Source organism: Actinomadura gamaensis, from assembly GCF_042652125.1.
GTDB classification, from domain to species: domain Bacteria; phylum Actinomycetota; class Actinomycetes; order Streptosporangiales; family Streptosporangiaceae; genus Spirillospora; species Spirillospora gamaensis.
Window position 1 is genome coordinate 512,894 of the sequence record NZ_JBHSIT010000002.1, and the last position, 12,540, is coordinate 525,433.

Annotated in this window: 12 protein-coding genes; 9 read left to right on the forward strand and 3 right to left on the reverse strand. The window is 76.3% G+C overall.

Annotation, left to right across the window (positions count from 1 at the left end):
* Positions 1 to 153 precede the first annotated feature (153 nt).
* Both ACFPCY_RS08185 and ACFPCY_RS08190 read left to right on the forward strand, forming a co-directional pair.
* A complete protein-coding gene (locus ACFPCY_RS08185; protein WP_378253030.1) occupies positions 154 to 1,359 on the forward strand; it encodes a tetratricopeptide repeat protein in 1,206 nt (401 codons plus the stop codon).
* 493 nt (positions 1,360 to 1,852) lie between these two features.
* Positions 1,853 to 2,464, forward strand: coding sequence for an alpha/beta hydrolase family protein (locus ACFPCY_RS08190; RefSeq protein WP_378253031.1), 612 nt, complete (start codon positions 1,853 to 1,855; stop codon positions 2,462 to 2,464).
* A gap of 272 nt (positions 2,465 to 2,736) precedes the next feature.
* Here ACFPCY_RS08190 and ACFPCY_RS08195 read toward each other — a convergent pair whose 3' ends face one another.
* Positions 2,737 to 2,940, reverse strand: coding sequence for a DUF5999 family protein (locus ACFPCY_RS08195; RefSeq protein WP_378253032.1), 204 nt, complete (start codon positions 2,938 to 2,940; stop codon positions 2,737 to 2,739).
* A 366-nt stretch (positions 2,941 to 3,306) separates the two neighbouring features.
* Here ACFPCY_RS08195 and ACFPCY_RS08200 point away from each other — a divergent pair, with 366 nt between their 5' ends.
* Genes ACFPCY_RS08200 through ACFPCY_RS08210 form a run of 3 tightly spaced genes read left to right on the forward strand, consistent with a single transcriptional unit; the run spans position 3,307 to position 6,076 of the window.
* Complete coding sequence (locus ACFPCY_RS08200; RefSeq protein ID WP_378253033.1) at positions 3,307 to 4,038, forward strand: (Fe-S)-binding protein; 732 nt, start codon at positions 3,307 to 3,309, stop codon at positions 4,036 to 4,038.
* Entirely contained in the window at positions 4,035 to 5,450 is a 1,416-nt protein-coding gene (locus ACFPCY_RS08205; RefSeq protein WP_378253034.1) for an LUD domain-containing protein, read from the forward strand. Before ACFPCY_RS08200 ends, ACFPCY_RS08205 begins: the two co-directional genes overlap by 4 nt.
* The gene (locus tag ACFPCY_RS08210; RefSeq protein WP_378253035.1) at positions 5,447 to 6,076 is read left to right on the forward strand and encodes a LutC/YkgG family protein; all 630 of its coding nucleotides are present in this window, start codon (positions 5,447 to 5,449) and stop codon (positions 6,074 to 6,076) included. The genes ACFPCY_RS08205 and ACFPCY_RS08210 overlap by 4 nt, the downstream gene beginning before the upstream one ends.
* A gap of 355 nt (positions 6,077 to 6,431) precedes the next feature.
* On the opposite strand, the gene ACFPCY_RS08215 is transcribed toward ACFPCY_RS08210, so the two are convergent.
* Positions 6,432 to 7,016: a TetR/AcrR family transcriptional regulator gene (locus tag ACFPCY_RS08215; RefSeq protein WP_378253036.1), complete on the reverse strand. Its 585-nt coding sequence runs from the start codon at positions 7,014 to 7,016 to the stop codon at positions 6,432 to 6,434.
* A 194-nt stretch (positions 7,017 to 7,210) separates the two neighbouring features.
* On the opposite strand from ACFPCY_RS08215, the gene ACFPCY_RS08220 reads away from it, so the two are divergent.
* Both ACFPCY_RS08220 and ACFPCY_RS08225 read left to right on the forward strand, forming a co-directional pair.
* On the forward strand, positions 7,211 to 7,627 hold the full coding sequence (locus tag ACFPCY_RS08220; RefSeq protein WP_378253037.1) for a plectin: 417 nt from the start codon (positions 7,211 to 7,213) through the stop codon (positions 7,625 to 7,627).
* A 639-nt stretch (positions 7,628 to 8,266) separates the two neighbouring features.
* The gene (locus tag ACFPCY_RS08225; protein ID WP_378253038.1) at positions 8,267 to 9,052 is read left to right on the forward strand and encodes a maleylpyruvate isomerase N-terminal domain-containing protein; all 786 of its coding nucleotides are present in this window, start codon (positions 8,267 to 8,269) and stop codon (positions 9,050 to 9,052) included.
* On the opposite strand, the gene ACFPCY_RS08230 is transcribed toward ACFPCY_RS08225, so the two are convergent.
* Positions 8,986 to 9,936: a helix-turn-helix domain-containing protein gene (locus ACFPCY_RS08230; protein ID WP_378253039.1), complete on the reverse strand. Its 951-nt coding sequence runs from the start codon at positions 9,934 to 9,936 to the stop codon at positions 8,986 to 8,988. The two genes, ACFPCY_RS08225 and ACFPCY_RS08230, sit on opposite strands and share 67 nt — an antisense overlap.
* Positions 9,937 to 10,064: 128 nt before the next feature.
* On the opposite strand from ACFPCY_RS08230, the gene ACFPCY_RS08235 reads away from it, so the two are divergent.
* Positions 10,065 to 10,874 (forward strand): aminotransferase class IV family protein, encoded by an 810-nt coding sequence (locus ACFPCY_RS08235; protein ID WP_378253040.1) that lies wholly within the window; start codon positions 10,065 to 10,067, stop codon positions 10,872 to 10,874.
* Between the two features lie 251 nt (positions 10,875 to 11,125).
* Entirely contained in the window at positions 11,126 to 12,487 is a 1,362-nt protein-coding gene (locus ACFPCY_RS08240; RefSeq protein ID WP_378253041.1) for an MFS transporter, read from the forward strand.
* Positions 12,488 to 12,540: the final 53 nt, after the last annotated feature.

A 12,540-nucleotide genomic window follows, 5' to 3' on the forward strand; every position in this document is an offset into this window, starting at 1 on the left:
GCGGGCCCCTTCCCGTCTCCGTTGGTGATCTACAATGTAAAGGCGGTCGCCGCGGTACATGATCAGATTCGGGTGTGTCGGGGTGGGACGCCGGGCGGCCGGATCGCTAGGCTCGGCACGCCGAACCCCCATCCCCAGAGGGCATAGACGATCATGAGCGACACGCCCGGACAGCCGGTCGAGGCAGCGTCGGCCGGAGGGCCGGCCGGAGAGCCGGCCGCGGATCCCGCCGGGGCCGCGGCCGCGCGGGCGGCCGAGTTGTGCGAGCGGGCCCGGCGGCTCGCGGAGGACGGCGAGTCCGACCGCGCGGCGGCGCTGTTCGGGGAGGTGCTGGCGCTCGGCGACACCCCGCTGCGGGCCCGCGCCGCGCTCGGCCTCGCGGTCGTCCTGGACGACTCGGGCGACGTCGCGGGGGCGCGCGAGGCCGACCGCGCCGCGATCGCCACCGGCGACGCCGAGTACGGCGCGCGCGCCGCCTACCACCTCGCGCTCACGCACGAGCGCGCGGGCGAGCGCGACGAGGCCGAACCCGCCTGGCGGATCGTGGTCGACTTCGGGAACCCGGCCTACCTCCCGCCCGCGCACCTGGCGCTCGCCCGCCTCGCCGACGACGCGGGCGACTTCGACCGCGCCCGCGAGCACTGGGAGGAGACCGTCGCGACCGGCGACCGCGAGTACGGGCCGCTCGCCGCGCACGACCTCGCGCAGCGGCTGCTGGAGCGCGGCGAACCGGCCCGCGCGCAGCGGATCCTGACCGCCGGGCTGAAGCTCATCGACCGGGCGTCCGCGCCGCACGCGCACTCGCGGCTCGCCGTCGCGCTCGGCATCGCCTGCCTCGACCAGGCCATCGGCGCGTTCGGCGCGGCGCTGGGCGTCGCGGGGGAGCACGCCGACGCCGAGGTGGGCCCGCTCGCCACCGAGCTGCTCGCCCGGACGCTGCCGCTGCGCGGCCGGGACGGCGAGGCCCGCGACGCCTGGCGCCGCGGGCTCACGGACTCGGCGATCGCCCCGCAGGTGCGGGCGCGGCTGCGGCGCGAGTTCGCCTCCGACGAGGGCGACGACCCGGCCGAGCTGTGGTGGGAGCCGCTGCTGGAGCAGTCCGTCGCCGAGGGCACGCTCCCCGCGCTCGCGGGCGAGGCGTTCGGCGCGCTGGACCACATGTACGCGCTGCTGGCCGTCCGGTACGCCGCCGAGCCCGCCGACCGGCGGCCCGGCGAGTCGCACGAGGTGATCGGCCGCGCGGTGCGCGTCCCGTCGGACTACGCCTGGGGCCCGCTGCTGCACGAGAGCTTCGCCGAGCGCCTGCGCCTGGCGATGGGCCCCACCGCGGCCCTCCCACCCGGCTGGCCCGACGCATAGCCCCCGACGCCTGCACCTAAGGGGCCTCACGCCTGCGGCGCAACGCCTGAACGCCGAGGAGCCGACGCCTGCGCGCGACGCGTGAACGCCTGGGACGCGGCACCTGTACGCCGAGGAGCCGACGCCTGTACGCCGAGGGGCCGAAACGCCTGCGCGCGGCGCGTGGACGCCTGCGGCGCAACGCCTGAACGCCGAGGAGCCGACGCCTGCGCGCGACGCGTGAACGCCTGGGACGCGGCACCTGTACGCCGAGGAGCCGACGCCTGTACGCCGAGGGGCCGAAACGCCTGCGCGCGGCGCGTGGACGCCTGCGGCGCGGCGCCTGAACGCCGAGAGTCCGACGCCTGGGACGCGGCGCCTGAACGCTGCGGCGCGGCGCTGACCGCCTGGGTGTGGCGCCTGCGGCCGGTATCTCGACGGCTGGAGGCGGCCGGCAGGGTGGCGCCGGGACCCGGGGGCGCGCCGGCGTGGGCGTACCACTACGGTGAGCGACATGGAGATCGTGACGGCGCACGGACCCGCCGAGGTGACGGTGGACGAGCCGGACCCGGGGGAGGGGGCGGCGTTCCTGCTGGTGCTGACGCACGGCTCGAACGGCGGGGTGGACGCGCCGGACCTGCTGGCCGTCCGGGAGGCGGCGCTCGGGCTCGGCGGGGCGGTGGCGCGGGTGCTCCAGCCGTTCCGCAAGGCCGGACGGCGCGCGCCCGGCTCGGCGGTGAAGCAGGACGAGGCGTGGCTGGAGATCGTCAAGCTGCTGCGCGACCGGTTCGGGGACGTGCCGCTCGTCCAGGGCGGGCGCAGCAACGGCGCGCGGGTCGCCTGCCGGACGGCCCGGGACGCGGGGGCGGCCGGCGTGGTGGCGCTGGCGTTCCCGCTGCATCCGCCCGGCAAGCCGGAGAAGTCGCGGGTCGAGGAGCTGCGCGGCGCCGGGGTGCCGGTGCTGGTCGTGAACGGCGACCGCGATCCGTTCGGCGTCCCGGACGCCGAGGACGCCGCCGAGGTGGTCGTCCTGCCGGGGGAGCGGCACGACCTGAACCGGAATCCCGGCGCGGTGGGCGCGGCGGTCGGGCCGTGGCTGCGCCGCTGGGCGGACGTGCCGCGCTGACGCGTGTGGCCGGGCTGGGCGGACGCGCCGCGCTGACGCGTGCGGCCGGGCTGGGCGGACGCGCCGCACTGACTCGTGCGGCCAGGCGGGGCGGACGCGCCGCGTGACGCGGCGCGCTGACGCGTGCGGGCCCGGACATCAGGGAGCCCCGGCGGATCGGCCGGGGCTCGTGCTTCGTCGTGCGGGCTCCGGGCGGGGCCCGGAGCGTCCGGTGGGTCACCGACCCCCCGAGGAAGATCACCCGTTCGGACTAGTCCCCCGTGCGAGACCGGTCAGGCGACCGCGTCGAGACCGAGGTCGGTCGGGCGGTGCGGGGCGACGACCTCGCCGTCGGGGAGCAGTTCACCGGTGTCCTCGAAGACCACGACGCCGTTGCACAGCAGGCTCCACCCCTGTTCGGGGTGGGTGGCCACGGTCCGCGCGGCGTCGCGGTCGGGTCCGTCGGAGGTGGGACAGTGCGGCTGGTGTGGGCACATCGGCGTGCCTCCGGTCTCAGGTACTCGATGGGCGTGCTCGTTCATTACGACGCATCCGAGTGTGGAACGGTTCGACCCCGGGCTGCCATAGCCCGAAGGGACGATTGTCCGGTGGTACTTCCGTACCGTCCGGGTGTGATCGCCCTCACTCCCGGGTGCAGGTGATCAGCGTGCCCGCGCCGAGGTCACGGGGAAAGTACGACACGCCGTCCGATGCATAAAGTTCCTCCCGGTTCGTCCGAGCGCTGTCCGGGACCGGCCGCGGGCCCGTCTCCGCGATGCGATCGTTTCGCCCCGGCGCGCGGGGGCCGGAGCCCTACGATTGCCTCTTGTGGCAGGGACCGACCCCTGGGGAGGTGAGGCCCGATGCGCGTGGCGCTGTTCGTCGCCTGCGTCGACGACACGATGTTCCCGGGCACCGGCCGAGCGGTGACGTCCCTGCTGGAGCGGCTGGGCCACGAGGTGGTGTTCCCGCCGGGGCAGACGTGCTGCGGCCAGCTGCACTGGACGACCGGCTACCGGCGCGAGGCGGCGGGTCTCGCGCGGCGGTTCGCCGAGGTCTTCTCCGGAGCGGGGACGGTCGTGACGCCGTCGGCGTCCTGCGCGGCGGCGGTCCGCTCGTCCTACCGGAGCATCGCGCGCGCCGCGGGGGACGCCGGGCTGGAGCGCGCGGCAGCGGGGCTGGAGGTCCACGAGCTGACCGAGTTCCTGGTGGACGTCCTGGGCGTCACCGACGTCGGCGCGCGGTTCCCGCACCGGGTGACCTACCAGCCGACCTGCCACTCGGTCCGCGCGCTCGGCGTGGGGGACCGGCCGTTGCGCCTGCTGCGCGCGGTCAAGGACCTGGAGCTGGTCGAGCTCCCCGCCGCGGACGAGTGCTGCGGGTTCGGCGGCGCGTTCGCGGTCAAGAACGCCGACGTGTCGGTCGCGATGGTGGCCGACAAGGTCCGGCATGTGCGCGACACGGGCGCGGACGTCGTCTGCGCCCTGGACAACGCCTGCCTCGCCCACGTCGGAGGGGCCTTGTCGCGGCTGCGCGCGGGCGTGCGCGTGGCGCATCTGGCGGAGATCCTGGCGTCCACGGGGGAGGCCCGATGACATCCGGCGGGGACGGACCGGATCCCGGCCCGGGGCCGCGGGGCCCCGAAGGGTTCGGCCTCGGGACGCTGCTGGGGCTGGTCAACGGCCAGCAGCGAGGCGCGGCCAAGCGCCGGCGGACGGACGGGGCACCGGCCGTGCCGAGATTCGCGGACGCCGCGCGGGAGGCGCTGGCGGACGCGGGCGCGCGCCACGACCTCGCCGAGTCGGCCGCGGCCACGCGGAAGCGGACGGCGGCCGCGATCGCCGAGGCGTCCGACTGGGAGCGGCTGCGGGAGGCGGGCGCGGCGATCCGCGACCGGGCGCTCCTCGACCTCGGCGCCCATCTGGAGACGTTCGAGCGGGCCGTCGCGGACGCGGGCGGCACCGTGCACTGGGCGCGCGACGCGTCCGCCGCGCGCCGGATCGCCGCCTCGCTCGTCCGGGACGCGGGGGACGGCGAGGTCGCGGTCGCGGACGGGAGCGTCCTGCGCGAGATCGGGCTGGACCGCGCGCTCGCGGCGCGGGGCGTCGTCGCGCACGACGCGTCCGGGCCGGAGGGGCGCGACCGGGTGCGGGCGGCGCGCGTCGCCGTCGCGCCCGCCGACTTCCTGGTCGCCGAGACCGGGACCGTCCTGCTGCTGGAGTCGGGCGGCGCGGCCCGCGCGTGCCTGACGCTGCCGGAGACGCTCGTCTGCGTCGCGGGGCTGGACCGGCTCGTCCCGGCGTGGGAGGACATGGAGGTGCTCCTCCAGCTCCTGCCGCGCGCGTCCCGCGGCGACCGGCTCAGCCCGCAGGTGTCGGCGTGGACGGGCGCGGTCCCGGCGGACGGCCCGGGCGAGGTCCACGTGGTGCTGGTCGACAACGGCCGGACCCGCATCCTCGGCGACGAGGTCGGCCGCGAGGCGCTGCGCTGCATCGGCTGCGGCGCCTGCTCGGCGGTGTGCCCGGTGTACGAGCGGGTGGGGGACCGGCCGTTCGATCCCCGCGGGACGGGCGTGCCGGGGCCCATCGGCGCGATCTGGACGCCGCTGGCGCGCGGCGTGGAGCGGGCTCCCGAGGCGTCGCTGCCGTTCGCGTCCACGCTGTGCGGGGCCTGCGCGGACGTGTGCCCGGTGAAGATCGACCTGCCGGGGCTGCTGGTGCACCTGCGCGGCGAGGTCGTGGACGCGCGCCGCCACCGGCCGGTGCCGACGCCGGAGCTGGCCGTGATGCGCGGCGTCGCCTGGACGATGGCCGACGCGCGCCGGTTCGAGGCGGCGGCCGGCCGCGGGGCGCGGTGGGCGCGGCTCCTGTCGCGCGGCGGCCGGATCCGGCGGCTGCCCGGCCTGCTCGGCCGCTGGACCGAGGCGCGCGACCTGGCCGCGCCGCCCGCCGAGAGCTTCCGGGCATGGTGGCGGCGGCGGGAGGCGGCCCGGCGGAGGACCGGATGAGCGCGCGCGACGAGGTGCTGCGGCGGGTGCGCGGCGCGCTCGGCCCGCCCCGCCGGACGCCGGTGCCCGTGCCGCGCGGCTACCTCACCCGCCTGACCGGCCCGGAGGCTGCCTCGCGCGCGGACGTCGTCGCGCTGTTCACCGAGCGTGTCGCGGCGCTCGGCGTGGCCGTCCGGCACGTGGGCGGGGACGAGCTGGCGACGGCGGTGGCGGCGGTCCTGTGGGGCTGGGAGGCCAAGCGGATCGTCGTCCCGGCCGACCTGCCGTACGGCTGGCTCGCCGAGCTGGACGGGGTGCGGGCGCTGGCCGACTCGGCGGTCCTGGACGTCCCGGCGCTGGCGGGCGTGGACGGCGTGGTGACCGGCTGCGCGGTCGCGGTGGCCCGCACCGGGACGGTCGTCCTGGACGGCGGGCGCGCGCAGGGCCGCCGGGCGCTGACGCTCGTCCCGGACCGGCACCTGTGCGTCGTGCACGCCGACCAGATCGTGGGCGCGGTGCCGGAGGCGGTGCGGCGGCTCGACCCGGCGGTGCCGCAGACGTGGCTCAGCGGACCGCCCGTCGCGCCGTCCGAGGACGTCCCGCCGCACGGCCCGCGCACCCTGGAGATGCTGGTCGTAGAGGACTGACGCAACACCACCCTCAAGCAAGGACAACGCACCCGATCCCTGACACGAGCGAGCCGCGTGCCTGGCGCGAGCAGGAGCGCGCGCCCGGCCGGTGCGGTCGCGGGGACGCGTGCCCGGGCGCGCGCGGGGACGCGTGCGTGGGTGCGTGCGGGGGTGCGTGCGGGGGTGCGATGCGCGCGGGGGTGCGTGCGGGGGGCGGGTGCCTGGGCGCATGCGGGGCGCAAGCGCGTGCCCGGGCGCGAGCGCGGCGCGTGCCTGGGCGCGTGCGAGGGCCGCGTGCCCGGGCAGGTGCGGGGGCGGGGGTGTGTGCGCGGGTGGTCAGTGGCGGTGCGGGTGCGGTTGCGCGCGGGGCGGGTCAGCCGGGGTTGACCCCGGCGAGGACGAGGGTCAGGCCCGCGGCGAAGCGGGCGTCCCAGTCCACGGGCGGTTCGCCCGGTTCGGCGCGGACGTCCCCGCGGGTGTCGCGGACCTCCAGCGCGACGTGCCCGATGACGTAGGCGAGCAGGCTGTGCGCGGCGACCGCCGCGGTCTGCTCGGGGACGCCGCCGAGCCGCAGATGCTCGCGCAGCGAGGCGATCGTGCCCGCGAGCGCGGCCGGGTTGCGGTGGGTGACCAGCAGCGGCAGGACGCCCGCGTGGTCGAGCAGCCGGGCCCGGTAGCCGCGCGCCCAGGCGGTGAGGCTCTCCCGCCAGCCCGCGCCGCCGGGGTCGGGCGCGGGCATCGCCCCGACGTGCGCGACGAGGTGGTCGAGCAGCTGCTCCTTGCCGCGGGGGAGGTGGTGGTAGATCGCCATGGCCTCCACCTCCAGCGCGTCGCCGAGGCGGCGCATGGTGAGCCGGGCCAGGCCCTGGCCGTCCACGATGCGCAGCGCGGACTCGATGATCCGGTCGGTGGTGAGCGGCGGGCGGTTCTGCGCGTTGATGCTCGGCTGCCGGACCATGGACGGTCCCTCCTGATCACGGGGGCTGGACGGCGACGGGGCTCACCTTACTGCGTAAAGGCGGGAATCCGGGTGTCCGGGGTCACAACCGGCGTGTTCCGAGCGTACGCTGGCCCCGGACCGGTCACGAAGATCGCCGCAGGACCGGACGAGCACGACGCACACGCACGAGCACGAGGTTCGAGGAGCACCACATGCCGCTGGGTCGCCGGATCAGCAAGGACGTCGCCGCCCGGATGGAGGCCGACCGCGGCCTGGCCGGCTCCTACCGGGACCGGCTCGCCGCCGCGCGGGCCGCCGAGGCCGAACTGCGCGCCGCCCAGGGCGAGGGCCGTCCGGCGGACGAGGTGAAGGCGCTGGAGATCGCGTTCGACCGCGCCCTGACCGCCGCGATCGAGGCCGCGCAGGCCGCCGAGCGGGTCGAGATGGGCCCGAAGACCTACGCCCCCGAGGGGGACGGCGCCGCCCGCCGCGCCGCCGAGATCGCCGCCCGCAAGGCCCGCGCCCGGTGGAGCGTCCGCCCGTGGACCGACGAGATCGACCGCCTCCGCACCGCCCGCGAGGCGCACCGGCTGAGCTACCGCGCGGGCCGCGGCGTAGCCGTCTCCTAACGCCCGCGCCCACACGCGCCCAACGCTCCACCCGCCGCCTGACCAACGCGCCGCAACCACGTATCCCTGCCGCCACAACCACACGCGTCCGGCACGCTCGGCAACCACGCGCAGCCGGCACGCTCGGCAACGAGACGCGGGCGGCACGTCGCCAGGCGCGCGTACAGCGCTCCGCGATGATGCGCGGGCGCGGGCGGCGCTCTGCAACCACGCGTGAACAGCGCGACGCAACCACGCGCCGGCGGCGCGCTCGGCAACCACGCGCCGGCGGCGCTCGGCAACCACGCGCCGGCGGCGCGCCGCATCCGACGTGCGGACAGCGCGCCGGGACGGTGCGGGGGCGGCGCGCCGGGGAGGCGGGGTGGAAGGCGGGGGGCGCGTCCGGGACGTACGCTCGTTCTCGGCCGTTGGCTTTTCCCTGCCCGCTCGGTCGGGCGGGCAGGGACGCCGGCGGGGAGGTGAGCTTTTGACGCGCACTAAGCCGACGACACAGCGAAGCGGAGTGGCACCGGAGAGCGAACTTTGAAATCCTCCCCTCTCGGGGAGCGCCGGGTGGCTTCGCCGGGGGGCGGGCCCGTCCGGCCGGAACGGGCAGCCACCGGAGCACGGGGGGCTTTCGCGAACGCGGGGGGAATGCAGGTGGAGCGCACGCCGCCGGACCGGGAACGGGTCCTGGAGTGCTATCAGGACGGCGTCCGGGCGATCCGCGACCTGGCGGCGCGGGTGACCGACTGGTCGGCGCCGACCCCCTGCACCGAGTGGCAGGCGCTGGACCTGGCCGGCCATCTGCGCTGCGTGGCCGAGAGCTACCTGGAGTACCTGCAGGACGCGCCGGACAGCCGGCTGGCGAAGCTCTTCGCGCAGGACGCGGCGGCCGCGGTGCTGATCCGGCAGCAGGCGCGGCAGAACGCGGCCGAGCTGGCGGTGCTGCCTCCGGAGCCGGGGCCGGGACGGATCACGTCGTTCACGGTGTCGGCGGGCGCGTACGCCGACCTGATGCCCGACATGTGGGACCGAACGCACCTGGTGTACCGGGGTACCAAGTACACGGTCGGCGACCACGTGGGCGCGGCCTGCGTGGAGTGGCATCTGCACGCGTGGGATCTGGCCCGCGCGATGGGGGCGGACTACCGTCCGAAAGATCCCGGGCTGCTGGTGTCGGCGTGGCACTGGGGGGTGCCGCATCTGCCGCTGGCGGCCGTCCGGGATGGCGCGCGCGGAGAAGCCCGCGGGGACGCGGGCCGAGGGGACGCGGGGCGCGAGGACGCGTGGGAGGCGGTGCTGCGCTCGTCGGGGCGTTCGCCGGTGTGGCCGGAGCCCGACCCGTCGCCGCGTCCGCAGGCGAGGCGGCGGGTGCGTCAGCCGCGCCGGTCGCCCGAGGGGACGCCTTCGCCGGATCCGTCCCACGCGGCGTCGTCGCGCTGACCGTTCGCCGGCCGCGAGGCAGGGCCGGGGGCGAGCACTCGCAGGACGTCCGGGGCGTCCGGCGGGGTGTGGAAGGTGGTCAGGCACTGGTCGGAGTCGTCGGCGAGCCGGAACGACTCGAACGCGAGGACCAGGTCGCCCGCCACGGGGTGGCGCAGCCGACGGGTGCCGTGGCTCTGCTCCTTGACGTCGTGGCGGGCCCACAGGACGCGGAATTCCGGGCTTGCGGCGGAGAGGTCGGCGACGAGTCCGGTCAGGCGCGGATGGTCGGGGAAGCAGCCCGCGTCCAGGCGCAGCGCGCCGACGGTGTCGGCGGCGAGGGTGCCGAGGTCGGTGAAGAGCCGGCGGTGGCCGGGGCTGAGGAAGACCAGCCGCGCGATGTTCCGCTCGCGGGGCGGGAGCCGCGACCAGTCGCCGAAGACGGCGGTCGCCATCGGGTTCCAGGCCAGCAGGTCGAGGAAGGGGCCGGTGACGTAGGCGGGGACGGTCTCCATCGCGTCGAGCAGTTGCCGTAGCGCGTCGCGGACGCCCGTACCGAACGTGTCGGACGTGCCGTCAGCGCCGAGCCCCGCCGACACGCCCGCGCCGGCGTACGGGCGGTTGCGGGCCAGCCGCCGCAGGTGGGCGTGCTCGTTCGCGGTGAGCCGCAGCGCCCGGGCGATCGCGTCGAGGACCTCGGCGGACACGTTGGGGCCGCGGCCCTGCTCCAGCCGGGTGAGGTAGGCGACCGACACGCCGGCGAGCTGGGCGAGCTCCTCGCGGCGCAGGCCGGGGACGCGCCGGTGCCGTCCGGTGTCGGGGAGGCCGACGTCGCGGGGGGTGAGGCGGGCGCGGCGGCTGCGCAGGAACGCGCCGAGGGCGCTGCCGGTGCGTTCGTCCTCCATGGCGTCCATTATCCGAGGACGGGACGGTGATCCTGACACTGCCGGGCGTAGGCAGGGCAGGGGGCTGGGTGCGGGCCGCGGGGCGCGGCAGGCTGGTGGTCCTGCCGGAGAGACTGGGGGAGAGACCGATGAGTGCCGCCACCGCCGAATTCGTCGTGCACCGGGACGGGCGTCCCGCGACCGTCGCCGATCTGGGGCCGCTGGCCTTCGCCGGTTACGCGCATTTCACCGCCATGCAGGTGCGCGGGGGCGGGCTCCGGGGCCTGGACCTGCATCTGGCGCGGTTGCGGACCGCGTCGCTGGAGCTCTTCGGACGGACCCTGCCCGACGAGCGCGTCCGCGAGCTGCTGCGCGCGGGCATCGAGGCCGGGCCGGACGACCTGTCGTTGACGGCGACCGTGTACTCGCCGTCCGGTGAGTTCACCGACGCGTCGCACGGGCTGGCGGTGCTGGTGCGGACCGGTCCGCCGTCGGACGGCCCGGACGGCCCGCTCGCGTTCGGCACGGTCGAGCACGAGCGCGACCTGCCGGCGCTCAAGCACGTCGGCGAGGTCGGGAAGACGTACCACCGGCGGCGGGCGGTCGCGGACGGCTTCGACGACGCGGCGTTCGTGGACCGCCGGGGCCGCCTGTCCGAGGCGACGATCTGGAACCTGGCGTTCTGGGACGGCGAGACGGTGGTGTGGCCCGACGCGCCGATGCTGGTCGGGACGACGATGGGCGTCGTGCGGCGCCAGCTGGACCGGATGGGCGTCCCGCAGGCCGTCCGGGAGGTGACGCCCGGCAGCGTGCGGGACCTGTCCGGGGCGGTGGTGATGAACTCCTGGACGCCGGGTGTGGAGGTGCGCCGGCTCGGGGACGTCACGCTGCCGGACGCGCGCGAGTTCGTCGGCCTCCTGCACGAGGCGTTCCGCGCGGAGCCGCTCACCGCGCCGTAGGCCCCACGTAGGTCGCGCCGTAGGTCCCACCGTAGGCCGCGGCGTGGGGCTCACGGTAGGTCGCGGCGTGGGGCTCGCGGCGGTCGCGGCAGTCGCGGCGTAGGTCGCTCCGTTGGTCGGGGCGCGGGCTCACAACGGTGTGTGACGTGTGTGCGCACGTTGTAGCAACCGGGGTACACGGTGCGTGCCGTCGCGTAACGCGGCGCTCCTAGCTTCGCGGTGTCGCATCGAGGACACCGTGAGGAGACGTCATGACGGCGCTGATCGACGAGGCCCCGGCCGTGCGCCGCCGGGGCCGCTGGATCGAGGACTGGAACCCGGACGACCCGGCGTTCTGGGCGGCCACCGGACGGCGCGTGGCGGCCCGGAACCTGGCCGTGTCGATCGTCACCGAGCACCTCGGGTTCTGCGTGTGGCTGCTGTGGAGCATCGCCGTGCTGAACCTGAAGTCGGCCGGGTTCGCGCTGTCGGTCGGGCAGACGCTGTGGCTGACGACGCTGCCGAACCTGGTCGGCGCGGCGATGCGGGTGCCCTACACCTTCGCCCCGGCCCGGTTCGGCGGGCGGAACTGGACGGTGGCCAGCGCGCTGCTCCTGCTCGTCCCGTGCGGGCTGTTCGTGTACGCGGTGCACCATCCGGACCTGCCGTTCTGGGCGCTGCTGCTGGTCGCGGCGGCGACGGGCCTCGGCGGCGGGAACTTCGCCTCGTCGATGGCGAACATCACGCACTTCTACCCGGCGGACCGCCAGGGCCTGCCGCTCGGGCTGAACGCGGCGGGCGGCAACCTCGGGACGTCGGTGACGCAGCTGGCGATGCCGCCGCTGATCGTGGCGGCGGGGCTGGCGGCGGTCGGCTGGGTGTGGATGCCGCTGGTGCTGCTCGCGGCCGTGGCCGCCTACCTCCTGATGAACAACCTGGCGCACGCGACCTCGTCGTACACGCCGCGCGAGATGGCGGCGTCGGCGCGGGACCCGCAGACGGTCGTGATGTCGGTGCTGTACGTCGGGACGTTCGGGTCGTTCATCGGGTACAGCTTCACGTTCGGCGTGCTGATCAAGAGCCAGTTCCCGCACGTGAACGGCGCGCACGTGATCTGGCTCGGGGCGCTCGCGGGGTCGCTGGCGCGGCCGCTCGGCGGCTGGCTCGCCGACCGGTTCGGCGGCGCGCGCGTCACGGTGGTGACGTTCCTGCTGATGGGGGCGGGGGTCGCGGCGGTGGCGCAGGCGGCGAAGGCGGGGTCGTGGCCGCTGTTCCTGACCGCGTTCCTGTTCGTGTTCGTGGCGACGGGGCTCGGGAACGGCTCGACCTACAAGATGATCCCCGCGATCTTCCGCGCGCGCGAGCTGGCGGACGGCCCGCCGGACCGGGCCGCCGCGCTGGCCCGGGCCCGCCGGACGGCCGCCGCCGCGATCGGCATCATCTCGGCGGTGGGCGCGGCGGGCGGCGTCCTGATCCAGCAGGCGTTCCGGATCTCCATCGAGCGGACCGGCGGGATCACTCCCGCGCTGCTGATCCTGGCCGCGTTCTATGTCGCCTGCACCGTCCTGACGTGGGCGGTGTACCTGCGCCGTGCGGGAGAGTCGCGCCGCAGCCTCGCCGAGGCGGGAGTCTGACGCGCGAGATCTGATGCGCGAGATCTGACGCGCGAGATCTGAAGCGCCGGGTC

What these genes read in the sequence shown, in the direction of transcription:
- ACFPCY_RS08185 (WP_378253030.1), top strand. Translation starts at nt 154, where the DNA reads ATGAGCGACACGCCCGGACAGCCGGTCGAGGCAGCGTCGGCCGGAGGG.
- ACFPCY_RS08190 (WP_378253031.1), top strand. Translation starts at nt 1,853, where the DNA reads ATGGAGATCGTGACGGCGCACGGACCCGCCGAGGTGACGGTGGACGAG.
- ACFPCY_RS08195 (WP_378253032.1), bottom strand. Translation starts at nt 2,940, where the DNA reads ATGTGCCCACACCAGCCGCACTGTCCCACCTCCGACGGACCCGACCGC.
- ACFPCY_RS08200 (WP_378253033.1), top strand. Translation starts at nt 3,307, where the DNA reads ATGCGCGTGGCGCTGTTCGTCGCCTGCGTCGACGACACGATGTTCCCG.
- ACFPCY_RS08205 (WP_378253034.1), top strand. Translation starts at nt 4,035, where the DNA reads ATGACATCCGGCGGGGACGGACCGGATCCCGGCCCGGGGCCGCGGGGC.
- ACFPCY_RS08210 (WP_378253035.1), top strand. Translation starts at nt 5,447, where the DNA reads ATGAGCGCGCGCGACGAGGTGCTGCGGCGGGTGCGCGGCGCGCTCGGC.
- ACFPCY_RS08215 (WP_378253036.1), bottom strand. Translation starts at nt 7,016, where the DNA reads ATGGTCCGGCAGCCGAGCATCAACGCGCAGAACCGCCCGCCGCTCACC.
- ACFPCY_RS08220 (WP_378253037.1), top strand. Translation starts at nt 7,211, where the DNA reads ATGCCGCTGGGTCGCCGGATCAGCAAGGACGTCGCCGCCCGGATGGAG.
- ACFPCY_RS08230 (WP_378253039.1), bottom strand. Translation starts at nt 9,936, where the DNA reads ATGGAGGACGAACGCACCGGCAGCGCCCTCGGCGCGTTCCTGCGCAGC.
- ACFPCY_RS08235 (WP_378253040.1), top strand. Translation starts at nt 10,065, where the DNA reads ATGAGTGCCGCCACCGCCGAATTCGTCGTGCACCGGGACGGGCGTCCC.
- ACFPCY_RS08240 (WP_378253041.1), top strand. Translation starts at nt 11,126, where the DNA reads ATGACGGCGCTGATCGACGAGGCCCCGGCCGTGCGCCGCCGGGGCCGC.